This is a genomic window from Streptomyces sp. GQFP, assembly GCF_021545335.1.
Classification (GTDB): domain Bacteria; phylum Actinomycetota; class Actinomycetes; order Streptomycetales; family Streptomycetaceae; genus Streptomyces.
Genome location: NZ_CP089312.1, coordinates 4,117,682 through 4,143,538 on the forward strand (window position 1 = coordinate 4,117,682; position 25,857 = coordinate 4,143,538).

At 66.0% G+C, this 25,857-nt stretch carries 20 protein-coding genes, 3 rRNA genes and 1 pseudogene; 6 read left to right on the plus strand and 18 right to left on the minus strand.

The window, feature by feature from the left end:
- Window positions 1–325 precede the first annotated feature (325 nt).
- Window positions 326–613, minus strand: coding sequence for a glutaredoxin family protein (locus LUX31_RS18255; RefSeq protein ID WP_235475844.1), 288 nt, complete (start codon window positions 611–613; stop codon window positions 326–328).
- Between the two features lie 102 nt (window positions 614–715).
- Here LUX31_RS18255 and LUX31_RS18260 point away from each other — a divergent pair, with 102 nt between their 5' ends.
- The 3 genes from LUX31_RS18260 to LUX31_RS18270 all read left to right on the plus strand — a co-directional run bounded on the left by LUX31_RS18260 (window position 716) and on the right by LUX31_RS18270 (window position 4,556).
- The gene (locus LUX31_RS18260; RefSeq protein WP_235475845.1) at window positions 716–1,660 is read left to right on the plus strand and encodes an HAD family hydrolase; all 945 of its coding nucleotides are present in this window, start codon (window positions 716–718) and stop codon (window positions 1,658–1,660) included.
- 456 nt (window positions 1,661–2,116) lie between these two features.
- Window positions 2,117–2,893, plus strand: a complete 777-nt coding sequence (locus LUX31_RS18265) for an ECF subfamily RNA polymerase sigma factor, BldN family (protein WP_235475846.1) — start codon at window positions 2,117–2,119, stop codon at window positions 2,891–2,893.
- Window positions 2,894–3,245: 352 nt separating this feature from the next.
- Window positions 3,246–4,556, plus strand: coding sequence for a DUF5667 domain-containing protein (locus LUX31_RS18270; RefSeq protein ID WP_235475847.1), 1,311 nt, complete (start codon window positions 3,246–3,248; stop codon window positions 4,554–4,556).
- Between the two features lie 88 nt (window positions 4,557–4,644).
- Here the strand turns inward: LUX31_RS18270 and LUX31_RS18275 are convergent, their stop codons facing one another.
- The 11 genes from LUX31_RS18275 to LUX31_RS18325 all read right to left on the minus strand — a co-directional run bounded on the left by LUX31_RS18275 (window position 4,645) and on the right by LUX31_RS18325 (window position 17,286).
- Complete coding sequence (locus LUX31_RS18275) at window positions 4,645–5,745, minus strand: lysophospholipid acyltransferase family protein (RefSeq protein WP_235475848.1); 1,101 nt, start codon at window positions 5,743–5,745, stop codon at window positions 4,645–4,647.
- Window positions 5,746–5,801: 56 nt separating this feature from the next.
- Window positions 5,802–6,890 carry an NAD-dependent epimerase/dehydratase family protein gene (locus tag LUX31_RS18280; RefSeq protein WP_235475849.1) on the minus strand — a complete coding sequence of 363 codons (1,089 nt, stop codon included), beginning with the start codon at window positions 6,888–6,890 and terminating at the stop codon, window positions 5,802–5,804.
- Between the two features lie 145 nt (window positions 6,891–7,035).
- Complete coding sequence (locus LUX31_RS18285) at window positions 7,036–7,134, minus strand: 30S ribosomal protein bS22 (protein ID WP_003948845.1); 99 nt, start codon at window positions 7,132–7,134, stop codon at window positions 7,036–7,038.
- 164 nt (window positions 7,135–7,298) lie between these two features.
- Window positions 7,299–7,511 carry a helix-turn-helix domain-containing protein gene (locus tag LUX31_RS18290; protein WP_004984898.1) on the minus strand — a complete coding sequence of 71 codons (213 nt, stop codon included), beginning with the start codon at window positions 7,509–7,511 and terminating at the stop codon, window positions 7,299–7,301.
- A 131-nt stretch (window positions 7,512–7,642) separates the two neighbouring features.
- Entirely contained in the window at window positions 7,643–8,458 is an 816-nt protein-coding gene (locus tag LUX31_RS18295; RefSeq protein ID WP_235475850.1) for a phosphatase, read from the minus strand.
- A gap of 484 nt (window positions 8,459–8,942) precedes the next feature.
- Window positions 8,943–10,118 (minus strand): acetoin utilization protein AcuC, encoded by a 1,176-nt coding sequence (locus LUX31_RS18300; protein ID WP_235475851.1) that lies wholly within the window; start codon window positions 10,116–10,118, stop codon window positions 8,943–8,945.
- On the minus strand, window positions 10,069–11,298 hold the full coding sequence (locus tag LUX31_RS18305) for an MFS transporter (RefSeq protein ID WP_235475852.1): 1,230 nt from the start codon (window positions 11,296–11,298) through the stop codon (window positions 10,069–10,071). Before LUX31_RS18305 ends, LUX31_RS18300 begins: the two co-directional genes overlap by 50 nt.
- Window positions 11,299–11,321: 23 nt before the next feature.
- Window positions 11,322–12,026: an HAD family hydrolase gene (locus LUX31_RS18310; RefSeq protein WP_235475853.1), complete on the minus strand. Its 705-nt coding sequence runs from the start codon at window positions 12,024–12,026 to the stop codon at window positions 11,322–11,324.
- Between the two features lie 74 nt (window positions 12,027–12,100).
- Window positions 12,101–12,217 (minus strand): 5S ribosomal RNA (rrf, locus tag LUX31_RS18315).
- Between the two features lie 106 nt (window positions 12,218–12,323).
- Window positions 12,324–15,445, minus strand: a 23S ribosomal RNA gene (locus LUX31_RS18320).
- A 312-nt stretch (window positions 15,446–15,757) separates the two neighbouring features.
- Window positions 15,758–17,286: ribosomal RNA gene (locus LUX31_RS18325) — 16S ribosomal RNA — on the minus strand.
- Together the 16S, 23S and 5S rRNA genes form the textbook arrangement of a ribosomal RNA operon.
- Before the next feature lie 770 nt (window positions 17,287–18,056).
- On the opposite strand from LUX31_RS18325, the pseudogene LUX31_RS18330 reads away from it, so the two are divergent.
- A pseudogene (locus tag LUX31_RS18330) lies at window positions 18,057–18,143 on the plus strand (hypothetical protein); the annotation flags it as partial.
- A gap of 21 nt (window positions 18,144–18,164) precedes the next feature.
- Here LUX31_RS18330 and proC read toward each other — a convergent pair.
- The 3 genes from proC to LUX31_RS18345 form a co-directional block, all read right to left on the minus strand.
- Window positions 18,165–18,977, minus strand: coding sequence for a pyrroline-5-carboxylate reductase (gene proC, locus LUX31_RS18335; protein ID WP_235475854.1), 813 nt, complete (start codon window positions 18,975–18,977; stop codon window positions 18,165–18,167).
- Between the two features lie 104 nt (window positions 18,978–19,081).
- A complete protein-coding gene (locus LUX31_RS18340; RefSeq protein WP_235475855.1) occupies window positions 19,082–19,876 on the minus strand; it encodes an ABC transporter permease in 795 nt (264 codons plus the stop codon).
- Window positions 19,873–20,691 (minus strand): ABC transporter ATP-binding protein, encoded by an 819-nt coding sequence (locus LUX31_RS18345; RefSeq protein ID WP_235475856.1) that lies wholly within the window; start codon window positions 20,689–20,691, stop codon window positions 19,873–19,875. The genes LUX31_RS18340 and LUX31_RS18345 overlap by 4 nt, the downstream gene beginning before the upstream one ends.
- Before the next feature lie 253 nt (window positions 20,692–20,944).
- On the opposite strand from LUX31_RS18345, the gene LUX31_RS18350 reads away from it, so the two are divergent.
- Window positions 20,945–22,450 carry a SulP family inorganic anion transporter gene (locus LUX31_RS18350; protein WP_235475857.1) on the plus strand — a complete coding sequence of 502 codons (1,506 nt, stop codon included), beginning with the start codon at window positions 20,945–20,947 and terminating at the stop codon, window positions 22,448–22,450.
- Here LUX31_RS18350 and LUX31_RS18355 read toward each other — a convergent pair.
- Window positions 22,439–23,242: a class I SAM-dependent methyltransferase gene (locus tag LUX31_RS18355; protein WP_235475858.1), complete on the minus strand. Its 804-nt coding sequence runs from the start codon at window positions 23,240–23,242 to the stop codon at window positions 22,439–22,441. The two genes, LUX31_RS18350 and LUX31_RS18355, sit on opposite strands and share 12 nt — an antisense overlap.
- A 375-nt stretch (window positions 23,243–23,617) precedes the next feature.
- Between LUX31_RS18355 and LUX31_RS18360 the strand changes: the two genes are divergently transcribed.
- Window positions 23,618–24,184: a hypothetical protein gene (locus LUX31_RS18360; RefSeq protein WP_235475859.1), complete on the plus strand. Its 567-nt coding sequence runs from the start codon at window positions 23,618–23,620 to the stop codon at window positions 24,182–24,184.
- On the opposite strand, the gene LUX31_RS18365 is transcribed toward LUX31_RS18360, so the two are convergent.
- Both LUX31_RS18365 and LUX31_RS18370 read right to left on the minus strand, forming a co-directional pair.
- Window positions 24,102–24,932, minus strand: a complete 831-nt coding sequence (locus LUX31_RS18365; RefSeq protein WP_235475860.1) for an IS5 family transposase — start codon at window positions 24,930–24,932, stop codon at window positions 24,102–24,104. The genes LUX31_RS18360 and LUX31_RS18365 overlap by 83 nt on opposite strands.
- A 391-nt stretch (window positions 24,933–25,323) precedes the next feature.
- Window positions 25,324–25,812, minus strand: coding sequence for an EamA/RhaT family transporter (locus tag LUX31_RS18370; protein WP_235475861.1), 489 nt, complete (start codon window positions 25,810–25,812; stop codon window positions 25,324–25,326).
- Window positions 25,813–25,857 lie beyond the last annotated feature (45 nt).

Consider the following 25,857-nt stretch of genomic DNA (forward strand, 5'->3'; position numbering starts at 1 on the left):
GGGCTGCAGGCGGTCACACGTACCTAGACCGCCCCGTCGAATGCAGGCTATGTCTTTGTGAACGCGTGCACAAAGATGGTGTCCGATTTGCCCGGCCAACGTGACCGGGGTCACGCACCCCCGGCGCACGCGTATGGAACCGGCGCACAAGCACCGCCGTCCCTCGCCGTCACAGGCACCGTTCGGGGGCAAAACCGCACACACTCCTCATGAATCCCGCCCCCGAGATCTGAACCGCCCTCGATCCTAAGCGACTTTCCGGACCACCTGGACTGCTCGGTCAGTACTTGGTCAGAACTCGACCACTCGGCAATCGACCGGGAATCTATGTGAGGGCTTTGCGAAGACGTTCTTCGTTGACACGCCAGAAGGTGTGCTGGGCCCCGTCGATGAGCACCACGGGGATCTGTTCCCAGTACTGACGGTGGAGTTCCTCGTCCTGAGTGATGTCCTTCTGCTCCCAGGGGACCCCAAGATCGGCACACACCTTCTCGACAACTCCCTGTGCGTCATCACACAAATGACACCCGGGCTTCCGGATGAGAGTGACGAGTCGAGGCTGCTGGGACTCGGGGGAAGCGGACGACTCACTGCGCCGAAAGAGGGGACTCATGAACCCATTGTCCCGCTTGTTTAACTGCGCGGTCGCGGAGAGTTCACAGCCTCCAAACCTCGCGACTCCGGAAGCACCGAACAAACTGGCTATGCTCACGCCATGGCCGCTCTCGGATGGCTCACTCCCCGTAGGCGCTCCGCCACCGCGCGGAGCGTGTTGGCAGGCGAGGCCTCGGCGGAGGCAGCGCGCAAATCCTCCCAGGAGCTGGAGGAACTCACTCCTGCCCCGGCCCCGCCGGGCACCGAGGAGGAGCCGGCGTTCCCGGTCCTCGGCGACGACAGGGCCGCCGCCTTCTTCGACCTCGACAACACGGTCATGCAAGGCGCCGCGATCTTCCACTTCGGCCGGGGCCTCTACAAGCGGAAGTTCTTCGAGACCCGCGACCTCTACCGATTCGCCTGGCAGCAGGCGTGGTTCAGGCTGGCCGGCGTAGAAGACCCGGAGCACATGCAGGACGCACGGGACTCAGCTCTCTCGATCGTCAAGGGCCACAGGGTCGCCGAACTGATGTCGATCGGCGAGGAGATCTACGACGAGTACATGGCCGAACGCATCTGGCCGGGCACCCGAGCCCTGGCGCAGGCGCACCTGGACGCGGGCCAGAAGGTCTGGCTGGTAACAGCAGCCCCGGTCGAAATCGCGACAGTGATCGCCCGCCGCCTGGGCCTGACGGGCGCGCTGGGCACGGTCGCGGAGTCGGTGGACGGCGTATACACGGGCAAGCTGGTGGGAGAACCCCTGCACGGCCCGGCAAAAGCGGAAGCGGTCCGCGCCCTGTCGACGGCGGAGGGCCTGGACCTGTCCCGCTGCGCGGCATACAGCGACTCGCACAACGACATCCCGATGCTGTCCCTGGTGGGCCACCCCTACGCGATCAACCCGGACGCCAAACTCCGCAAACACGCCCGCCAACTGGACTGGCGCCTACGGGACTACCGCACGGGCCGCAAGGCGGCAAAGGTAGGAATCCCGGCGGCGGCCGGAGTAGGCGCAGTAGCGGGCGGCACGGCAGCGGCAATCGCGTTGCACCGCCGCCGCCGCTGACCACCCACTACGGCCCTCGACGGGCTTTGTCCTCAAACGCCGGACGGGCTGGATCTTCCAGCCCGTCCGGCGTTTGAGGACGAGCGCGTTCAGCGCGACAAGGGGGGTCTGGGGGCGCAGCCCCCAGGGATGGGAACGGGTAGGGGCGGCGGGGGCGAAAACAGGTATTCGGGCCGTCGTACCCACGTACCCCCGCCCCCACCCCCACGGCACCCACAACACGCCCCAAGCACACCTCAACTCGGCCGAATCCGATCAACAACCGCTCACACTGCGCCACTTGAACGGGCGCCAATAGGTAACAGAAGCGACGTAATCGATGATTTGAGCAACCGGGTGTAGCAGTGCCTGTACGAAGCGTTATTCTCCTCAGACGCAAACCGGTACCCCTCCGTCGCTACGACGGGTGAACGGTCCCGCACTGCACGTGATGGAAGCTCTGCCTCTGGGAGTCCCGTGTACCCACACGTCGGGGTTGACGCCTCGGGCCTGGCTACGCTGCGCGCAACGGTCCTAGACCTGTTGCGCGGCTTCGTCCCCACCGCGTACGCCGCACCCGCATTCGCCACCGCCGCACCACTCGGCCCGTGCTACGCCCTGGCCGACGGCACCGCCGCGGTCGGCAGACGAGGCCGCGCGGCCGGCGCCGGCGCCGCCACCGCGCGACGCCCCGCCGCCGACAGCGACAGCGCCCGCATGATGGACCTTGTCGAACGCGCCCAGGCCGGCGAGGCCGACGCCTTCGGCCGCCTCTACGACCAGTACAGCGACACTGTGTACCGGTACATCTACTACCGCGTGGGAGGAAAGGCCACCGCCGAGGACCTGACAAGCGAGACGTTCCTGCGCGCCCTGCGCCGCATCGGGACCTTCACCTATCAGGGCCGCGACTTCGGCGCCTGGCTCGTCACCATCGCCCGCAACCTCGTCGCCGACCACTTCAAGTCCAGCCGCTTCCGGCTCGAAGTGACCACCGGCGAGATGCTGGACGCCAACGAGGTCGAGCGCTCACCGGAGGACTCCGTCCTGGAGTCCCTCTCGAACGCCGCTCTCCTCGACGCCGTACGACGCCTCAACCCCCAGCAGCAGGAGTGCGTGACGCTGCGCTTCCTCCAGGGGCTGTCCGTCGCCGAGACCGCCCGCGTCATGGGCAAGAACGAGGGCGCGATCAAGACCCTCCAGTACCGCGCCGTCCGCACCCTCGCCCGGCTCCTCCCGGAAGACGCGCGCTGAAGGGCCGTACGAAACACCCCGCGCACGCCCGCACCACCCCCGAGCCGGAAGAAGCGACCCGGCACCCCACGCACCCCACCCCGCTCCCCACGGTCCACCGGGCTTTCGCACACCCACCGACCGCACCCTCAGCGACCGCCAACTCACCTTCCGTGAAAGTCCGTTGAGTTCGCGGTCCGATCATCCGCCGTCCGTAACCCAAGTGCCGCGCCACTCGTTGTGCGGGATACAGGCTCCCTGTGGTCACTCCCTGGCCGTCTCCGATCACTCGATCGTGTGGATGCGGTCAGGGGCGTGCAACCCTCAGGACCCCCTGGGGAGTCGACCGTCATGACGAGAGGAGGTGCCGCCAGTGATCGCGAACGTTTCGGCGCACCGGCGGGCGAACGCCTTCGCCCAGGCCCTGGAGGAGCTGTCCGACCGGGACTCGGCGGCAGAGCAGCCCGACGGACCGGCACCGGACCCTGACCCGGAGCCGTCCCCGGCAGCCGAGGAACGGACGGACCCCCGGGCGGACCACAGGGCGGAACGCACCGAACCGAACCGACTGGTGGCCCTCGCGACCGGTCTCGGCGAGCTGCCGAAGCCGGTGCTCGACCCCGCGGTCAAGGTCGTCCACCGGGCCCAGTTGGTGGCCGCGATGGAGGCCATGCTGCGGGACGGCACGGTGCCGGGAGGCGAAGCGGCGGACCCTTTGGTGCCCGAGCAGCGCTCCCGGGCCAGGGGCGCGCACCGGGCGAGCGGGCTGGGGAAGTTGCGACCGCGTTCACGGCTGACGAAGGGTCTCGCCGCGGGCGGGCTCAGCGTGGGCGTGGCCGCGGGAGCCTTCGGCGGCGTCGCCGCTGCCAGTTCCGACGCCCTGCCCGGTGATTCGCTGTACGGCCTGAAGCGCGGCATCGAGGACATCAAGCTCAACTACCTGGCCGACGGCGACAGCGAACGCGGCAATGTCTACCTCGACCAGGCCTCGACGAGGCTCAGCGAGGCCCGCAGGCTCATGGAGCGCGACCGCGCCGGACAGCTCGACCACGAGTCGCTCGGCGAGATCCGCCGTGCCCTGTCCGGCATGCGGCACGACGCATCGGAGGGCCACCGCCTGCTGCACGAGGCATATCAGCGAGACCCCGATTCCCTGGGCCCCATCCAGGCACTCGACGCCTTCTCCCGCTCCCACCGCGAAGCCTGGGGCGCCCTGCGCGACCGCCTCCCGGTCCAGCTCGGGGACGTGAGCCAGGAGGTCTCGTCGGTCTTCGACGCCATAGACCAAGAGGTCGCCCCCCTCCAGTCCCTGCTCCCGAAGCCCCCCGCCAAGAGCGGTCCGGGCGGCGGCGGTGCGGGCGGAGGCCAACGGCAGGGCACCGGACCGGAGTCGGGCACGAGTTCGTCCGGCGCCGACAGGTCGGCCGCCCCCAGCGACACCGGCGGCGACTCCACCGAGGGGCGCGAGTCCAGCAGCGGCAACCCCAAACCGTCCACCTCCGACACCGTCGACGACGGCCTGCTCGGCGGCAACACCGGCGGCCTCCTCGACCCACCCGAGGACAGCGGCACGGCATCCCCGTCGACAACGCCCCCGTCAGCCACCGAACCGGACGTCACCCTGCCCCCGCTCCTCCCGGGCCTGCTGCCCGGCCTGGGCATCGACAGCGAGGACGCGAGCTAGAGCAGTAGGCAGTACGACAGTTGGGGGCGCCCTTCGCAGGAAGGGCGCCCCCAACGACGTACAAGCGCCGGCCGAAGACGAACCGGCGTCAGAAGAACACAGACCGCCGCTCCACCAGCAACTTGTACAGCGTGTGCTGGATCTGTTCTCTGACCTGGTCCGTCAGGTTGAACATCAGCATCGGGTCCTCGGCCGCCTCCGGTGGATAGCCGTCCGTGGGGATCGGCTCGCCGAACTGGATCGTCCACTTCGTGGGGAGCGGGAGTGCGCCCAGTGGGCCCAGCCACGGGAACGTCGGAGTGATCGGGAAGTACGGGAAACCGAGCACCCGGGCCAGCGTCTTGGCGTTGCCGATCATCGGGTAGATCTCCTCCGCCCCGACGATCGAGCACGGGATGATCGGCGCACCCTGCCGCAGCGCCGTCGACACGAAGCCGCCACGCCCGAAGCGCTGCAGCTTGTACCGCTCGCTGAACGGCTTGCCGATGCCCTTGAAGCCCTCCGGCATCACACCCACGAGTTCGCCGCGCTCCAGGAGCCGTTCGGCGTCCTCGGCGCAGGCCAGGGTGTGACCGGCCTTGCGGGCCAGCTCGTTGACCACCGGCAGCATGAAGACCAGGTCCGCCGCGAGAAGCCGCAGATGCCGGCCCGCCGGATGGTTGTCGTGCACGGCGACCTGCATCATCACGCCGTCCAGCGGCAGCGTCCCGGAGTGGTTGGCGACGATCAGGGCGCCGCCGTCGGTCGGGATGTTCTCGATGCCCTTGACCTCGACCCGGAAGTACTTCTCGTACAGCGGGCGCACCAGCGACATCAGGACCTGGTCGGTGAGTTCGGCGTCGTAGCCGAAGTCGTCGACCTCGTAGTCCCCGGTGAGCCGGCGCCGCAGGAAGGACAGACCGCCCGCGACCCGCCGCTCCAGACCACCGACGACACCGCCGTGCGGGGAGGTCGACGGAGACGGCTGCTGCCCGGACTGTTCCTTGGGCGGCTGGGACGGCTGTTGCTCTCGTGTCACACGAACATCATCCTGCGGGCGCGCCAGTCCCGGCAGGGGCTGGACCTCACGTACTACCGCCGATTCGCCCTTGCGCCGGCTGCTCCCCGAGCCCCGGCGGCGCGACGGCCGCGGGGAGGTGCCCGCGCGGGACCTGTCGTCGTCGAACGGAATGACCTTGGCATCCGCCATCGTTGATGCGCTCCTCGGTTGGCGCTCTGCGTCGGTTGACCCTCAGGCCGTCTCCGTCAGGTCGCTGTCGTGGGTGTCACGGCTGTCGTGACCGGGGTACCGCCACCGCCCGGGAAGGGTACGAAGGGCAGTGCCGCGATCCGGTCGACGGCCCCCGCGAGGGCCTCCGGCGGCAGCAGACCGGGACCGCGGACACGCGCGAAGTCCGTGAACGTCTCGGCGGTCGTGAACTTCGGCCGGTAGCCCAGCGTCTCGCGCATCTGGTTCGTCGCCACGACCCTGCCGTGCGTGAGCAGCCGGATCTGCTCGGGCGAGAAGTCCGTGATGCCCAGCGTACGCACCAGCGAGCCGGCCCAGGTGACGGCGGGCAGCAGCAACGGCACGGTGGGTCGGCCGAGCCGCCGCGAACACTGCGACAGCAACAGCACCCCGTCGCCGGCGATGTTGAACGTGCCGCTGTTGAGCGTTCCGCGTGCCGGGTCGTGCGAGGCGATGCGCAGGACCTCGATCACGTCGTCCTCGTGCACGAACTGGAGCCGGGGGTCGTAGCCGAACACGGTCGGCAGGACCGGCAGCCCGAAGTACTGGGCGAGCGGCGAGTCCGCGGTCGGCCCCAGGATGTTGGCGAAGCGCAGCACACACACGGCGACGTCGGGCCGCCGCCGCGCGAACCCGCGCACATACCCCTCGACCTCCACCGCGTCCTTGGCGAAGCCGCCGCTGGGCAGCGACTTGGGCGGGGTGGTCTCGGTGAAGACGGCCGGGTCACGAGGAGCGGACCCATACACATTCGTACTGGACTTCACGACCAGCCGCTTGACGGTCGGCGACTTCTGGCAGGCGCCCAACAGCTGCATCGTGCCGATGACGTTGGTCTCCTTGACCGTGGCCCGGCTGACGCTGCCCAGCGCGATACCCGTGACGTCCATGTGGACGACCGTGTCGGCGTTCGTCTCGGCGAGCACACGCGCGATGGTGGGCTGCCGGATGTCGGCCTGGATGAAGTCCGCGCCGCCCAGGTGGTGCTCGGGCGGAACCGCGTCCACCGCGATGACCCGGTCGACCTGCGGGTCACGCTGGATCCGTCGTACGAACCGGCCCCCCAGCTGACGGGCCACTCCGGTCACAAGCACGACCTTGCCCAAGATCAGCGCCTTCCTTCGGTGTGTGAAGCCCAACCTAGCGGGTTGTTGTTGCGCTGTGATGACCGCCGGATGCATGAAGTCACTGTGGCCCCCCACCGAATACCGGTGGAGGGCCACAGCAAGCAGTGCCTTGCAGCTACTACTTCTACTTCTTGTTGCGACGCTGAACACGCGTGCGCTTAAGCAGCTTGCGGTGCTTCTTCTTAGCCATCCGCTTGCGCCGCTTCTTGATAACAGAGCCCACGACTACCCTCGCTCACTTCTCATCACTCGGCGTTGGGCGCCATGGGCCCATACGACCTACAAGGGGCCAGCCTACCCGTCCGAGCGCTGAGGTCGTAATCGAGGACAACCGAGGAGTTCAGGGAGGGACCCGAGGGTCCCCATCCACGCCCCCCTCGACCGCCGTCAGGCTGTCTCCACCCCCACATAGCTCTCGCGGAGGTACTCGTGAACCGCTTGCTCGGGGACACGGAAGGACCGCCCCACCCGAATCGCGGGCAGATGACCGCTGTGCACCAACCGGTACACGGTCATCTTCGACACTCGCATCACCGAGGCGACTTCCGCCACGGTAAGGAACTGAACCTCGTTCAGAGGCCTCTCGCCAGCTGCAGCCATGACACACCTGAACCTTCCGCACTCGACCCGGCCACCGGCTTCCCCTTCCGGTGACTCTTCGTCGCTGCGTGCTCACTCCCCAATGTAGGGGCGGGTGATGCGAGTGGGGAAGAGGTGCACCCATCGGCGGCCTACTGTGACAGACACGCTCGATTGAGTACGTAGCGGGTAATCGGCCGGTAGTAATCAGACCGCACAGCGTCATCAAGTGGAACGACGACGGACACGGATCCCTCCGCCTCCCCCACGAAGAGCGCGGGGTCGTCCGTATCGGCCAGCCCAATGGCCTCGAACCCCAGCTGACCTGCACCGCAGACCCACCCGTGGTCCCCGATCACGAGCTCCGGCAGCACCCCGCCGACGTCGGCAACAGCACCCAGAACGGTCCGAACCGGGAGGGGGGAGTGCGTGTGTGCGCCCGGCTCACGCCCGGCGGCCAGGAGGCCCGGTTCACGGACGAGCGCGACTCCTCGTACGTAGTCAAGGTTGTACGTGCGTAGACCGAACCGGGTCGTTATGTCGACAGAGCTACCCTGCGCGGGGGTGAGAACGGCACACCCCGCCGCCGACAGGGCGTCCGCGAGAGCGGCGTAGAAACCGAGCAGTCGATGCGGGTGACCGGTACCCAGGAGTACCGGCGCCTTACTCCGAGCGACTGCGGAGAGCCGCTCAGCGAAGGCATCAAGGGCCGCGAGCGTCCGCTCCGGGTCGATCACATCACACCCGGCAGTGCACTGCGGATCGGCCGAGACCCCACACTTGTCGGCCATCAACCCGACCAGATCCCGCTGCCGCCAGGTCCACTCGGGATCGAGCCCGATCAGCACCCGAGGATCCCGGGCAGCAAAAAGCCGATAATTCCGCAGACTCTCCTCCCGAGAGGTGGCCACGGGCCCAGCAATCCGAGCAGCCAACAGATGGGCCCGCAGGGCCCCCACACTCAACACGCGAGTGATGCTGCCGGACTCCCCTCACCCTCACCCCGAAAACCCCAAAAACACCCCACAGTTGGCGCAACGGGACAGGAACGGGACCCCAATTCAGTGGGGGTCGCGTTTCCCGCCCACCCACCCGTTTACTGCCAACCGATCAGCGGGGGTCGAGGGCATCTCAAGCACCGGGGTTGGCATTTCAGCCCACCCACCCCCGCCGCACTTCAGCACAGGCCTGGGCATTCCAGCCCGTCCGGGGCTTGAGGACGAGCGCGTTCAGCACGACTTCCCACCCACCCGCTGCACCACCCACCAGCCCGTCCGGCGCTTGAGGACGAGGCCGTTCAGCGCGACTTTCCCACCCACCCGCCGCACCACCCTCCAGCCCGTCCGGCGCTTGAGGACGAGGCCGTTCAGGCCGACAAGCTGGGGTCTGGGGGCGCAGCCCCCAGGAACGGGATGGGACGGGTAGGGGCGGCGGGGGCGAGAAAAACCCGACCTAGGCCAACAACCCCCGCAACGGAAAAACCGCCCGCCGCGCAGCGATGACCGCCTGGTCAAGACGGTCGGCGGGGTCATACCCCGACTCCCAGTCCGCGTAGGCCACCGGCCACCGCCCATCAGTCATCCGAGCCGGCGCCAACTGCCGAGTACGAGCGAAAACCTCCTGCCGCCACCCCTCCGGAATCACAGCCCCAGGCTCAACAGCCCGCCCCGCCGCAATAGCCACAAGATGCGTCCAGGACCGCGGCACAACCTCAACCACCGCGTATCCCCCACCCCCCAACGCAACCCACTTCCCACCCGCGTACTCATGCGCAAGCTCATGACAGGCAACCTGCACAGCCCGCTGCGCATCCAACGACACGGCAAGATGAGCAAGCGGATCCTCAAAATGCGTATCGGCCCCATGCTGAGTGACCAGCACCTGCGGCCGAAAATCCGCGATCAGCTCAGGCACAACAGCGTGAAACGCCCGCAACCACCCGGCATCCCCGGTCCCCGCCGGCAACGCCACATTGACGGCACTCCCCTCCGCAGCCCCAGCCGCCCCCGTCTCCTCAGGCCACCCGGTCTGCGGAAACAACGTACGCGGATGCTCATGCAGCGAGATCGTCAGAACCCGCGGATCCTCCCAGAACGCGGCCTGAACCCCGTCCCCGTGATGCACGTCCACATCCACATAGGCGACCCGCTCGGCCCCCAGCTCAAGCAACCGGGCAATGGCCAACGAGGCGTCGTTGTAAATACAGAACCCGGAAGCAGCCCCCGGCATCGCATGATGCAACCCACCCGCGAAGTTCACACCATGCAGAGCCTCCCCACCCCACACAGCCTCCGCGGCCCCCACAGACTGCCCCGCGATCAACGCGGACACCTCATGCATGCCGACAAAAGCAGGATCATCAACGGTCCCGAGCCCGTACGCCGAGTCAGCCGCCCCCGGATCAACCGAAGCCGCCTTCACCGCCTCGATGTAGTCCTCACGGTGCACAAGCCGCAGCGTCGACTCCCCGGCCGGCTTCGCCGAGACGACCTCCACATCCCGGTCGAGCCCAAAGGCATCGACAAGTCGCCGGGTCAGGGCGAGCCGAACCGGATCCATCGGATGGTCCGGCCCGAAGTCATACCCCGTTACTGCCTCGTCCCACATCAGCTGTGCGCGCCCGCTCATGCCCGTCACCGTATCTGGCTGGTCCAGGATCGAACGACCCCGCATACCTCAACGTCACCAGGACCAACACCATCGGTACGAGCATCGCCCCCCGGTAGCTCCACAGATCACCCAGAGCCCCCACCAGAGGCGAACCGATCAAGAACCCGACGTAGTTGAAGATGTTGAGCCGGGCAACAGCGGCATCCGAGGCCCCCGGGAACAACCGCCCGGCGGCGGCGAAGGTCTGCGGCACGATCACACACAGCCCGAACCCCAGCAAGGTGAACCCGAGCATCCCCACCCAGGCCCCCGGCGCCGCAGCCACGACACCGAACCCGAGCGCAGCCACAAGCGCCCCCGCCCGTACGACGGCCACGGCCCCGAACCTCCGCACCCCGAGGTCCCCGATGGCCCGCCCGACAAGCGTGGTGACCATGTACACGTTGTACGGCACCGTGGCGAGCTGCTCGGAACTTCCGAGCACGTCCTGCAGATACTTCGCACTCCAGTTGGAGACGGTCGAGTCCCCGATATAGGCGAAGGTCATCACCAGACACAGCGGCAACAACATCTTGAAGACGATGCCACCGGAAGCACCCGCGTCCCCCGCCCCACCCGGACCCACGTCCTCCTTCGCCTCACCGGCATCGACATACCACCGGCTCCCGACCAGCACGACCGGCAACAGCACAACCACAACAGGCAGGTAGGACACAAAAAGATCGAGATGCCAGTGCGCGCCGACCCAGGCCAGCGACGCGCCCAAGATCCCACCGAGGCTGTACACGGCATGGAACCCGAGCATGATGCTGCGCCCGTACGCCCGCTGCAGACTCACCCCGAGCATGTTCATCGACGCGTCGAGCGCACCGACCGCCAGCCCGAACACCCCCAGCGCCACAGCGACTTCGGCCACATGGTCACCGGCGCCGACAGCGAGCAGCGCCAGCAGTACGACGGGCTGCGACCACCGCAGTACGAGGCTGGGCGGCACCCGCTTGACCAGGTGCTCGGTGCAGACACTGCCGACTCCGGCCAGCACCGGCACGGCGGCCAGGAAGGCGGGCAGCAGCGCGTCGGATATCCCGTACCGGTCCTGGATGGCGGGGATACGCGTCACGAGCAGCGCAAAGGCGACGCCCTGGGCGAAGAAGCTGAACGCCAGCGAGGCTCTACCGCGCCGCAGCACATCTGTCATGGCCGCGAGCGTAGGGCCCAGGCCTACCCGTGGGTAGATGAATCAGAAGATGAATTTTCCTCATCTTCGACAACTTCGACGCGACCCATCAGCAGCTCACCCAACTCCTCCATGCCGCCGAAGAGTCGAGTGGCCCCGACCAGCCGCTCGGCAGGGGTCATCGCGGTGAACCCGAGCACATCCATCCCAGCGGCAACAGCGGCCTGCACCCCCAGCGGACTGTCCTCCACCACCACACACCGCCCCGCCTCCACCCCCATACGCTCCGCCGCATAGAGGAACAGATCGGGCGCCGGTTTCCCCCGCCCCACGTCCTGCGCACTGAAGACCCGCCCACCCTCGAACCACCGCTCAAGCCCGGCGGCCCGATGCCCGACCCGAATCCGCTCATGGCTCCCGGAGGAAGCCACGCAGTACGGCACCCCGTCGGCCCTCAACTTCTCCAGTACGTCGACCACGCCGGCCACCGGCTCCAACTCCCGTTCGAAGGCGGCGAACACACGGGCATGAAAGACCTCGTCGAAGTCCCCCGGCAACCGCCGCCCACTCCGCTCCTCGACCAGATCGTGTACGCGGTGCATGGCGGAGCCCATGTAGTCGCGGATGGAGTCCTCGTACGAGGTCGGATGCCCCAGCTCGGTGAGATAGGCGGCGAGGAGCGTGTTGGAGATCGACTCACTGTCGACGAGCACACCGTCGTTGTCGAAGATGACGAGGTCATAGCGCATAGCAGAGACCCTAAATAACTCCGGAAACGCAGAAAACCCCCGCACTCGAAAGTGCGGGGGTTTTCTCAATATTTGTTCGGCGGTGTCCTACTCTCCCACAGGGTCCCCCCTGCAGTACCATCGGCGCTGTAAGGCTTAGCTTCCGGGTTCGGAATGTAACCGGGCGTTTCCCTCACGCTATGACCACCGAAACCCTAATGGTTTCGAGCGAACAAGCACACTTTTCTTTTGTGTGGTTCAAGCTCTAGCCGACAACTGTTCGTTGTCTCAGAACTAACACAGTGGACGCGAGCAACTGAGGACAAGCCCTCGGCCTATTAGTACCAGTCACCTCCACCCGTTACCGGGCTTCCAGATCTGGCCTATCAACCCAGTCGTCTACTGGGAGCCTTAACCCCTCAAAGGGGGTGGGAACACTCATCTCGAAGCAGGCTTCCCGCTTAGATGCTTTCAGCGGTTATCCCTCCCGAACGTAGCCAACCAGCCATGCCCTTGGCAGAACAACTGGCACACCAGAGGTTCGTCCGTCCCGGTCCTCTCGTACTAGGGACAGCCCTTCACAATGTTCCTGCGCGCGCAGCGGATAGGGACCGAACTGTCTCACGACGTTCTAAACCCAGCTCGCGTACCGCTTTAATGGGCGAACAGCCCAACCCTTGGGACCGACTCCAGCCCCAGGATGCGACGAGCCGACATCGAGGTGCCAAACCATCCCGTCGATATGGACTCTTGGGGAAGATCAGCCTGTTATCCCCGGGGTACCTTTTATCCGTTGAGCGACGGCGCTTCCACAAGCCACCGCCGGATCACTAGTCCCGACTTTCGTCCCTGCTCGACCCGTCGGTCTCACAGTCAAGCTCCCTTGTGCACTTACACTCAACACCTGATTGCCAACCAGGCTGAGGGAACCTTTGGGCGCCTCCGTTACTCTTTAGGAGGCAACCGCCCCAGTTAAACTACCCATCAGACACTGTCCCTGATCCGGATCACGGACCCAGGTTAGACATCCAGCACGACCAGACTGGTATTTCAACGACGACTCCACAGACACTGGCGTGCCCACTTCACAGTCTCCCAGCTATCCTACACAAGCCGAACCGAACACCAATATCAAACTATAGTAAAGGTCCCGGGGTCTTTCCGTCCTGCTGCGCGAAACGAGCATCTTTACTCGTAGTGCAATTTCACCGGGCCTATGGTTGAGACAGTCGAGAAGTCGTTACGCCATTCGTGCAGGTCGGAACTTACCCGACAAGGAATTTCGCTACCTTAGGATGGTTATAGTTACCACCGCCGTTTACTGGCGCTTAAGTTCTCAGCCTCGCCCAACCGAAGTTGGACTAACCGGTCCCCTTAACGTTCCAGCACCGGGCAGGCGTCAGTCCGTATACATCGCCTTACGGCTTCGCACGGACCTGTGTTTTTAGTAAACAGTCGCTTCTCGCTGGTCTCTGCGGCCACCCCCAGCTCATGAAGTACATTCAATCACCGGTGATGGCCCCCCTTCTCCCGAAGTTACGGGGGCATTTTGCCGAGTTCCTTAACCATAGTTCACCCGAACGCCTCGGTATTCTCTACCTGACCACCTGAGTCGGTTTAGGGTACGGGCCGCCATGAAACTCGCTAGAGGCTTTTCTCGACAGCATAGGATCATCCACTTCACCACAATCGGCTCGGCATCAGGTCTCAGACTATGTGAACGGCGGATTTGCCTACCGTTCGTCCTACACCCTTACCCCGGGACAACCACCGCCCGGGATGGACTACCTTCCTGCGTCACCCCATCACTCACCTACTACCACCTTGGGTCAGCGGCTCCACCACTTTCCTTTCCCCGAAGGGTCCGGAACGGCTTCACGGCTTTAGCATTAATGGGCTCGATGTTTGACGCTTCACAGCGGGTACCGGAATATCAACCGGTTATCCATCGACTACGCCTGTCGGCCTCGCCTTAGGTCCCGACTTACCCTGGGCAGATCAGCTTGACCCAGGAACCCTTAGTCAATCGGCGCACACGTTTCCCACGTGTGTATCGCTACTCATGCCTGCATTCTCACTCGTAAACCGTCCACGACTGGCTTCCGCCGCCGCTTCACCCGGCATACGACGCTCCCCTACCCATCCATACAGGCGTTGGCCCTGTTGTATGAATGACACGACTTCGGCGGTACGCTTGAGCCCCGCTACATTGTCGGCGCGGAATCACTAGACCAGTGAGCTATTACGCACTCTTTCAAGGGTGGCTGCTTCTAAGCCAACCTCCTGGTTGTCTCTGCGACTCCACATCCTTTCCCACTTAGCGTACGCTTAGGGGCCTTAGTCGATGCTCTGGGCTGTTTCCCTCTCGACCATGGAGCTTATCCCCCACAGTCTCACTGCCGCGCTCTCACTTACCGGCATTCGGAGTTTGGCTAAGGTCAGTAACCCGGTAGGGCCCATCGCCTATCCAGTGCTCTACCTCCGGCAAGAAACACACGACGCTGCACCTAAATGCATTTCGGGGAGAACCAGCTATCACGGAGTTTGATTGGCCTTTCACCCCTAACCACAGGTCATCCCCCAGGTTTTCAACCCTGGTGGGTTCGGTCCTCCACGAAGTCTTACCTCCGCTTCAACCTGCCCATGGCTAGATCACTCCGCTTCGGGTCTTGAGCGCGCTACTATACCGCCCTATTCGGACTCGCTTTCGCTACGGCTTCCCCACACGGGTTAACCTCGCAACACACCGCAAACTCGCAGGCTCATTCTTCAAAAGGCACGCAGTCACGAGATATGTGCAAGCACATATCCGACGCTCCCACGGCTTGTAGGCACACGGTTTCAGGTACTATTTCACTCCGCTCCCGCGGTACTTTTCACCATTCCCTCACGGTACTATCCGCTATCGGTCACCAGGGAATATTTAGGCTTAACGGGTGGTCCCGCCAGATTCACACGGGATTTCTCGGGCCCCGTGCTACTTGGGTGTCTCTCAAACGAGCCGTTGACGTTTCGACTACGGGGGTCTTACCCTCTACGCCGGACCTTTCGCATGTCCTTCGCCTACATCAACGGTTTCTGACTCGCCTCACAGCCGGCAGACTGTGAAAGAGAGATCCCACAACCCCGCACACGCAACCCCTGCCGGGTCTCACACGTATACGGTTTGGCCTCATCCGGTTTCGCTCGCCACTACTCCCGGAATCACGGTTGTTTTCTCTTCCTGCGGGTACTGAGATGTTTCACTTCCCCGCGTTCCCTCCACACACCCTATGTGTTCAGATGTGGGTGACAGCCCATGACGACTGCCGGGTTTCCCCATTCGGAAACCCCCGGATCAAAGCCTGGTTGACGACTCCCCGGGGACTATCGTGGCCTCCCACGTCCTTCATCGGTTCCTGGTGCCAAGGCATCCACCGTGCGCCCTTAAAAACTTGGCCACAGATGCTCGCGTCCACTGTGCAGTTCTCAAACAACGACCAACCACCCGTCACACACCACTACGTGATGTTTTACCGGGGTCGGCACTGAAGGCAGCCATACCGGCCGTACCCTCAGACACCCAACAGCGTGCCCGGCCCACTCGCCGCTTCCCTCATTCGTTCCACGCCCCGAAGGACAGTACTGGAAGGAGAAGACGATCAAGTGTGCCGAATAATCAACGTTCCACCCATGAGCAACCACCGCCGGACGTGTGCCGACGTAATGGCCCTGGACCACCAAGCGTGCTTGGCGGCCTAGATGCTCCTTAGAAAGGAGGTGATCCAGCCGCACCTTCCGGTACGGCTACCTTGTTACGACTTCGTCCCAATCGCCAGTCCCACCTTCGACAGCTCCCTCCCCGTGAGGGGTTGGGCCACCGGCTTCGGGTGTTACCGACTTTCGTGACGTGACGGGCGGTGTGTACAAGGCCCGGGAACGTATTCACCGCAGCAATGCTGATCTGCGATTACTAGCAACTCCGACTTCATGGGGTCGAGTTGCAGACCCCAATCCGAACTGAGACCGGCTTTTTGAGATTCGCTCCGCCTCACGGCATCGCAGCTCATTGTACCGGCCATTGTAGCACGTGTGCAGCCCAAGACATAAGGGGCATGATGACTTGACGTCGTCCCCACCTTCCTCCGAGTTGACCCCGGCAGTCTCCTGTGAGTCCCCACCACCCCCGAAGGAGCGTGCTGGCAACACAGAACAAGGGTTGCGCTCGTTGCGGGACTTAACCCAACATCTCACGACACGAGCTGACGACAGCCATGCACCACCTGTACACCGACCACAAGGGGGCTGACATCTCTGCCAGTTTCCGGTGTATGTCAAGCCTTGGTAAGGTTCTTCGCGTTGCGTCGAATTAAGCCACATGCTCCGCTGCTTGTGCGGGCCCCCGTCAATTCCTTTGAGTTTTAGCCTTGCGGCCGTACTCCCCAGGCGGGGAACTTAATGCGTTAGCTGCGGCACCGACGACGTGGAATGTCGCCAACACCTAGTTCCCACCGTTTACGGCGTGGACTACCAGGGTATCTAATCCTGTTCGCTCCCCACGCTTTCGCTCCTCAGCGTCAGTAATGGCCCAGAGATCCGCCTTCGCCACCGGTGTTCCTCCTGATATCTGCGCATTTCACCGCTACACCAGGAATTCCGATCTCCCCTACCACACTCTAGTCTGCCCGTATCGAATGCAGACCCGGGGTTAAGCCCCGGGCTTTCACATCCGACGCGACAGACCGCCTACGAGCTCTTTACGCCCAATAATTCCGGACAACGCTTGCGCCCTACGTATTACCGCGGCTGCTGGCACGTAGTTAGCCGGCGCTTCTTCTGCAGGTACCGTCACTTGCGCTTCTTCCCTGCTGAAAGAGGTTTACAACCCGAAGGCCGTCATCCCTCACGCGGCGTCGCTGCATCAGGCTTGCGCCCATTGTGCAATATTCCCCACTGCTGCCTCCCGTAGGAGTCTGGGCCGTGTCTCAGTCCCAGTGTGGCCGGTCGCCCTCTCAGGCCGGCTACCCGTCGTCGCCTTGGTGAGCCACTACCTCACCAACAAGCTGATAGGCCGCGGGCTCATCCTGCACCGCCGGAGCTTTCAACCCCCACCCATGCGAGCAGAAGTATCATCCGGTATTAGACCCCGCTTCCAGGGCTTGTCCCAGAGTGCAGGGCAGATTGCCCACGTGTTACTCACCCGTTCGCCACTAATCCCCACCGAAGTGGTTCATCGTTCGACTTGCATGTGTTAAGCACGCCGCCAGCGTTCGTCCTGAGCCAGGATCAAACTCTCCGTGAATGTCAACCCGTAATCGGGTCAGCACACATGAGAGCGGAACAGTCAGGCGGAATAAGCCCGACCGTTCACAGCGTCCTCGCTGTGTTTACTGCTTCAAAGGAACCTCAACCCACAGACACAAGCCTGTGAGCCGGGGTATCAACATATCTGGCGTTGATTTTTGGCACGCTGTTGAGTTCTCAAGGAACGGACGCTTCCTTCGTACTCACCCTCTCGGGCTTTCCTCCGGGCAGTTTCCCTTCGGTCTTGCGTTTCCGACTCTATCAGATCCTTTCGGGCCTGATTCCCAGTCAGTGGGGCTTGTCTTCCCGGCCGTTGGGCCGTTCCGACGAGTGAGACTTTAGCGGATTCCCTGCCCCCGAGCTAATCGGGGGGTGCGTCCTTTCGAACGCGGATTCCTCATTTCGCGAATACGCATGCCAATGACACGCCAACGGCGCACGACGACAGGTCGTCGACCATTGCTAGGTACCTGCGGAATGGCTGTCCGGGGACCGACCGGGGTCGGCGCTCACGTCGGACAACTCGGAGAACACTACGTATGGGTCTGGGGTGTGTCAACTCGGTGTCGGAGGGGGGCCTCGCGGCGTACTCTCGTGCCCATGACCACGCATACGTGCACCCAGCAGTGGTGGGCCGCCTGACGGCGGCCGTACACACGTATGTACTCAACGGCCGCCGCCTCGGCGGCCGTTCTTGTTTCTCCCTCCTGAGGGGTCGGCCGGCCGGGTGCGGTGGTCTCGACCGGAAGAGCAGGAGATGGGGAAGAGATGACGCGGGTCTTCAGTGGGATCAAGCCGACCGGGCATCTGACGTTGGGGAACTACCTGGGGGCCATGCGGCGGTGGGCTGTGGTGGGCGCGGGGCCTCGGTAGGCGTCAGGTGTTGTTGCCCGAGGCCAGGGCTCGGCTGCGGTCTCGGGCTGCTTCCAGCGCGGCGATGAGGGCGGCTCGTACGCCGTGGTTCTCCAGTTCGCGGATGGCGTTGATCGTGGTGCCCGCGGGGGACGTGACGTTCTCGCGGAGTTTCACCGGGTGTTCGCCGCTGTCGCGGAGCATCACGGCGGCGCCGATCGCGGACTGGACGATCAGGTCGTGGGCCTTGTCGCGGGGCAGGCCGAGCAGGATGCCGGCGTCCGTCATGGCCTCGACCAGGTAGAAGAAGTACGCCGGGCCCGAGCCGGAGAGTGCGGTGCAGGCGTCCTGCTGGGACTCGGGGACGCGGAGTGTCTTGCCGACGGCGCCGAAGATCTCCTCGGTGTGGGCGAGGTGGTCGGCGGTGGCGTGGCTGCCGGCGGAGATGACCGACATGGCCTCGTCGACCAGGGCCGGGGTGTTCGTCATGACGCGGACGACCGGGGTGCCGGTGGTGAGGCGGGCCTCGATGGAGGTGGTGGTGATGCCGGCGGCTCCGCTGATGACCAGGCGGTCGGCGGGCACGTGGGGGGCCAGTTCGTCGAGGAGGGTGCCCATGTCCTGCGGTTTGACCGTGAGGATCAGGGTGTCGGCGATCTTGGCGGCCTCGGGGTTCGTGACCGGGGTTACTCCGTAGCGGGTGCGGAGTTCTTCGGCTCGTTCCGGGCGGCGGGCGGTGACCAGGAGGTCGGCGGGGGCCCAGCCGGCTCGGATCATTCCGCTGAGCAGGGCTTCGCCGATTTTGCCGGTGCCTAGGACTGCGACTTTCTGGGTCATGGTGCGGTGCCCTCCGGGGGTTGCGTCGTCCGGGGTCATCCTCGCATTGGGGGGTGAGGGGTGGGGTGGGTGTCCGGTGGGCGGGATGTCCAGGACAAGGACACTCAGGTGGTTCGGCGGCGGAGGGTTGCTGCTCCCAGGGTGAGGACCAGGAGGGCGCAGCTCGCGACGATCAGGGTGTCTCGTACGAAGTTGGTGGTGATGTCTGTGTGGGTGAGGACCTCGTTCATGCCGTCCACCGCGTAGGACATGGGGAGGACGTTCGAGATTCCCTCCAGGATCGGGTGCATCTCGGAGCGGGGGGTGAAGAGGCCGCAGAGGAGGAGCTGGGGGAAGATCACCGCCGGCATGAACTGGACCGCCTGGAATTCCGATGACGCGAAGGCCGAGACAAAGAGGCCCAGGGCCGTGCCCAGGAGGGCGTCGAGGAGGGCCACCAGGAGGAGGAGCCAGGGGGAGCCCGTCACGTCCAGGCCCAGGAGCCAGACCGCGAGGCCGGTGGCCAGGGCCGACTGGATGATGGCCAGGATTCCGAAGGCCAGGGCGTAGCCGGCGATGAGGTCGCCTTTGCCGAGGGGCATGGCCAGGAGGCGTTCGAGGGTGCCCGAGGTGCGTTCGCGCAGGGTGGCGATCGAGGTCACCAGGAACATCGTGATCAGAGGGAAGATCCCTAGGAGCGACGCTCCGATGCCGTCGAACGTGCGCTCGCTGCCGTCGAAGACATAGCGGAGGAGGAGCAGGAGCAGGCTCGGGAGCACGATCAGCATCGCGATGGTGCGTGGGTCGTGGCGGAGTTGGGCCAGGACGCGGGCTGCCGTGGCTGTCGTACGGGAGGCGTTCAGGGCCGTTGTCCGGGGGCGGGGGCGGGTGGGTGTCGGGGCGGCCGTTGAGGTGGTCATTGCTGGGGCTGCTTCCTCTTTGTCTGCTCTGTCTGCTCTGTCTGCGGCTTCTTTGCTTCGTCCACCAGGTGCAGGAACGCCTCCTCCACCGTCTCCGTCGCCGTGCGGGTGCGCAGGGCCTCCGGGGTGTCGTCGGCCAGGAGTTCGCCGGCGCGCATGAGGAGGAGGCGGTGGCAGCGTTCGGCCTCGTCCATGACGTGGGAGGAGATCAGGAACGTCGCTCCGCGGGTCGTCGCGATCGTGTGGAACAGGGCCCACAGGTCGCGGCGGAGTACGGGGTCCAGGCCTACCGTCGGTTCGTCCAGGACCAGGAGTTCGGGGGCGCCGAGGAGGGCCACCGCCAGGGAGACGCGGCTGCGCTGGCCGCCGGAGAGGTTGCCCGCGAGGGTGTCGGCGTGGGTGGTGAGGTCGACATCGGCGATGGCTCGGGTGACGTTCTCGTGGCGGCGGTCGGCTGCCGCGCGGCCGGGGTCGAGGATCGCGGCGAAGTAGGCGAGGTTCTGGCGGACCGTCAGGTCGTCGTAGACCGACGGGGCCTGGGTCACGTAGCCGATGCGGTTGCGGAGGGTCGGGTGGCCGGCGGGGTGGCCGAGGACCTCCAGGGTGCCGGTGACCTTGGCCTGGGTGCCGACGATCGCGCGCATCAGGGTCGATTTTCCGCAGCCCGAGGGGCCCAGCAGGCCGGTGATCTGGCCGCGCGGGACGGTGAAGTCGAGGGCGCGCAGGACGGTTCGGGTTCCTCGTACGACAGTGAGGGCTTCGGCCCGGACGGCTTCGACCGCCCTTCCGGGAGGGGGGTCGGTGTAATTCATCATGTGATGAATAATGCTCGTCGTTCGGCGGCTCGTCAAGGTGGTGCGTCGAGCGGGTGGGGGCGCAGGCGCGTGGTGGGGTGATCGGAGGAGGGGCGTTCGGTTCGGGTGACTCCGGGGGCTTCGATTGACTCCGGTTTTCGGCTGGGGGCCGTGCGATGCGGGCGCTGCGCCTGTCCGATCTGCCGACAATGGGATTCATTCGCCGTACGGCTCCCCCGCCCCGCTTCCGTTCGCTGTCGGAGGTGTGTTCGTCATGCGCCTTCGTGTGCGCAAGGCCGATCTGCTCGCTTCGCTCGTCGTCTTTCTCGTCGCGCTGCCGTTGTGCGTGGGCGTCGCCGTCGCCTCCGGTGTGCCCGCCGAGCTGGGGCTGGTCACCGGGATCGTCGGTGGGCTGGTCGCGGGGGCGCTGCCAGGCAGCAGCCTGCAGGTGAGCGGGCCGACGGCGGGGCTGACCGTGCTGGTGTACGAGGCCGTGCGGGCGTACGGACTGGAAGTGCTCGGGGTGGTCGTGTTCGCGGCCGGGGTGGTGCAGGTCGGGCTGGGGGCGTTGCGGCTCGGGCGGTGGTTCCGGGCGGTGTCCGTGGCCGTCGTCCAGGGGATGCTCGCCGGGATCGGGATCGTGCTGGTCGCCGGGCAGGTGTACGCCCTCGGTGACGTGAGCGCGCCCGCGAGTGCGCTCGGGAAGGTGGGCGGGCTGGTCTCGCTGCCCGGGGACGCGGATCCCGTGGCGTTGGCTGTCGGGGGCGGCACCATCGCCGTACTGCTGTTGTGGCGGCGTTGGGCGTGGGGGACGCGGCTGGTGCCCGGGCCGTTGGTGGCGGTGGTGCTCGCGACGGGGGTGACCTGGGGGTTCGACCTGGATGTGCGGCGGGTCGAGGTGCGGGGGCTGCTGGCTGCCGTACGGGTGCCCGAGGCGGCGGATTTCGGGCGGCTCGCGGAGGTGGGGGTGATCGGGACGGTCGTCGCCTTCGCCCTGATCGCGTCCGCGGAGTCGTTGTTCGGTGCGGCGGCCGTCGATCGGCTTCATCAGGGGGCGCGGACCGACTACGACCGGGAGTTGATGGCTCAGGGGGCCGGGAACGCGGTGTGCGGGGTGCTCGGGGCGTTGCCGATGACCGCGGTGGTCGTACGGAGTGCGGCGAATATCGAGGCCGGGGCCCGTACGAAGGTGTCACGGGTACTGCACGGGGTGTGGCTGCTCGGTTTCGCGGTGGTCGTGCCGGGGGTGCTCGGGGTGATTCCCGTGGCCGCGCTGGCCGGGCTACTTGTCTGCGCCGGGTGCGGGTTGATGCCTGTGCGGGAGGTGGGGGTGTTGTGGCGGGGGCATCGGGGGGAGGTGGTGGTGCTGGTGGTGACGGCCGGGGCCGTTGTCGTGGGGAATTTGATCGCCGGGGTGGTGGTCGGGCTTGCGCTGGCCGTGGGGAAGGTCGCCTGGGATATCAGTCATGTGTATGTGCATGTGGAGGGCGGTGAGCAGGGCGACGGCCGTGACGGTGGTGACGGTGTTGTTGTCGTACGGGTCGTCGGGCATGCGACGTTCTTGCGGTTGCCCAAGTTGCTGGATGCGTTGGAGGCATTGCCTCGGAGGCGTGAGGTTCGGCTGGAGTTGGGTGGGCTTCGGCATGTGGATCATGCGTGTGCGGCAGCTTTGGAGGGGTGGGTTGCTGGGCGGGGGCGAGGGCGGGGGGTGGATCAGGGTGCGGGTGCGGGTGCGGGTGCGGGTGCCGGTGGTGGTGCCGGGGGCGGGTCAGGTGGTTGAGGTTTTCGCTACCAGTAGGTCTACGTCGTAGGTCTCTTCGAGTGTTTCGGACGGGAAGAGCTTGAGCAGGAGGTTGCGTTCCTCGGTCAGGAAGGCCGCGGCTTCCTCCTTGTCGTGGACCAGGAAGAGCGAGTGGCTGCCGAGGTTGGCCAGGTGGGTGTCGATCGTGACGCGGCGGCTCCAGCGGAGCTGACGGCGGGTGAAGTCGAGGCGGCCCGAGGGGTCTGCGGCGCGGATGTAGGCGCCGTTCTGCTCCACGACCGTGTCTATGCCGAAGAAGTACTGGATGCGGTTCGCCTGGGCGGCGATCCAGGGGATGTTCATGGCGTACGTGTTCCACCACAGGGCGAGTGCGCCGCCCGGGCGCAGGACGCGGAGGGCCTCCGGGATCGCGAGTTCCGGGTCGGTCCAGTGCCAGGACTGGGCGTAGGTGAGGAAGTCGACGGAGGCGTCGGCCAGGGGGAGGGCGTTGCCGTTGCCTCGGACGATCGGGACGTCGGGGAGGGTGCGGCGGAACTGGGCTGCCATGCCGTCGCCGGGTTCGACTGCGATCACGTGGGCGCCGTGGGCGTGGAGGAGGGCGGTGGCTATGCCGGTGCCGGCGCCGATGTCTGCGACGCGGGAGCCGGTGAGGGGGTGGGCGGCCAGGTGTTCTATTGCGTCGAGTAGGGCGGGTGGGTAGGAGGGGCGGTTTTGGGCGTACTGGGATGCGGCTGTGTTGAAGGAGGCGGCTCGGGAGGGGGAGGGAGACGGGGAGGGGGACTGGCTGGGGGGTTGGGTGGAGGCCGTCATGTGGACATGGTGGCGGGGGGTGTGGGTGGGGGGTAGGGGTTTGGAGAAGAGTTGGGGCTTGGGTGGGGGTGTTTCTCGCCCCCGCCGCCCCTACCCGTTCCCATCCCTGGGGGCTGCGCCCCCAGACCCCCCTTCGTCCTCAAACGCCGGACGGGCTGGAGGGGGTGCAGGCGGGTGGGTGGGAAAGTCGCGCTGAACGCGCTCGTCCTCAAACGCCGGACGGGCTGAAAGATCAAGCCCCGGCCGGCACTACTCAGTGCGTTGTGGCAAAGGGAGTCCCTGTTCGATGAGCAGGGGCTTCTTCGTGTGTGGGGCATGACGGCGACGGTGTAGGGGCAGGCAGCGGACGGCTTGTTGTGGATCGAGGAGGGTGCGATGCCGTCGGTGCTGGGGTTGATGGAAGAGCGTGAGGCGCGGGCGAGGCAGGATCTGGAGTCCTGGACGGAGGTTCTGGAGCAGGCTCAGGCGGAGGTGGATGCCGCGCGGGAGCGCGTTGAGCGGGCCCGGGTGGGGCGTGAGGAGCTTGTGTCGGTGCTGGCCGGGCAGAGCCCGGTGAATACGCCGGTTCCGGTGCCGTCTGGTGGTGAGATGGCTGCCGCCGTGGGGTCGGGCGGCTTGGGCGCGGGGTATGGCGAGAGGCCGCCGGTGTGGCGGTCGGGTATGGGTGAGGATGTGCTCGGCGGCCTGTATCGGGAGGTGTTCGCCGCGGTGGTGGCCGCTTCGGGGCCGGTGAACGGAGTGGAGCTGACGCGGGCGGTGGGCCGGGAAGCGGAGATCAAGAACGAGGTGGAGAAAATCCGGCACCGTGCCTATGTGCTGGAGAAGCGGGGCTGGCTGGTGCGGGCGCAGGACGGACGGTTCATGCCCGCGCCCGGAGCAGTCGGGCGGGGCGTTTCTCCGGCCAGCGCGGAGCGTCTGCGGCCAGGCGCCGGGACAGTCTGATCACGGCGGCCCACCACACCATCTGGGCGTGGTGGTCGGGGCGGCGTTCGTGGTCGCGGTTGAGGCGGCGTGAGCGGGCGAGCCAGCTCAGCGTTCGCTCCACGACCCACCTGCGGGCCAGTACGACAAATCCGCGTTGTCCGTCACAGCGGCGCACGACCTCGGTCCGCACTCCGTGACGGGCGAACGCCTTCGCCAGCGCCGGACCCTGGTAGGCGCTGTCGACCCACACCAGTTTCAGCAGCCGTCCCGGCTGCTGCATGAACGTCTCCAGCAGTGCGGGGGCGGCCTTGGAGTCGTGCACATCGGCCGTGGTCACGGTCACCTCCAGGAGCAGACCGTCGGTGTCGGTCAGGATGTGACGCTTGCGCCCGTCACGTGACTTGCCGCCGTCGTATCCGCGGCTGTCCTCGCCGACGGTCTCGGAGGCGTCCACCGACTGACTGTCGATGATCCCCGCGCTGGGCTCGGCGTTGCGGCCTGCGCGTTCTCTCGCCGAACGTCGCAGGCGTTCGTACAGCTCACGCACATAGCCGTAGGCCCGCCAGCGGCGGAAGAAGTCGTAGACCGCCCGCCAGCAAGGGAAATCGACCGGCAGAGCCGTCCACTTCACGCCGTTGTCGACCAGGTAGCGCACCGCGTCGAGCATTGTCCGGTGGCAGTACGCCTCCGGACGCCCGCCCCGCTTGAGGAGCCAGGCCGGCACCGGCATCGCGGCGCGGACCTCGGCCCACTCCGCATCCGTCATGTCACTCGGATAGCAGCCTGCCCGCCGTCCCGGAGTGAGCGAACCGAACCGGTGCACGTAGCAGTCACACCCAGGGGTGACCGCGGTGGACGCATACGCAGAGACAGTGCTCAACTGATCAGGCAACGGGCTTCCTTGGTCGTGCTGGTGTCGTAACCGCGTCACTACCAAGGGGCCCGTTCTCTCATGCCCGCGACCGCACCCGAACCTCCGTCCAGATGGTCACCCGCTGCCGCCCGAACAAGATCCGGTTTGCCACAACGCACTCAGCCCGTCCGGCGTTTGAGGACAAGGCCCCTTCAGGGCCGGAGCGGGGGTCTGGGGGCGGCAGCCCCCAGAAGGATGGGACGGGTAGGGGCGGCGGGGGCGAAAGAAATGCAGCCGGCCCCCCTCAGGGCCTTTGCCTCTTTGCTGGGTTGCCTGTTCGGCGGGTTGTTTTGCGGGTGTGTTGGTCGCGGGCCGTCTCGTATTCCTGGCGGTTCAGGGACTCGCCGGGGGCCTCGCGCAGGGAGCGGAGGAAGTACGCCGCCAGGGAGCCTACGAAGCCGATCGTCAGCAGGCCTCGGAGGGTGGCCTGGCGGGTCGGGTCCGGGCGTTTGGTGAAGGCGCCCCAGGTGTGGCCGAACGCCAGCGCGCTGCATGTGGCGAACATGATCACCACCAGGAGGGTCACGACCCCGCCCACCTGCCCTATTCGTAGGCCCTCGTACGCGAAGCGCAGGATCAGGCAGGATGCCGCCGTTGCGAGCAGCGAGCCCACGGCCACTCCCAACCGGCGGGCCGTGTAACCCGCGTCGCGCTCCACCCACGTCGTGCCGAAGAAGCGGATGGGCTCGGGGCTGGGGCCTGTGTCGCCGCCCCCGGCGTTCTTGTCGCTCACCCCTCGATTATCGCCAGCCGGGTACCGGCACCGAATGCCGGTGCC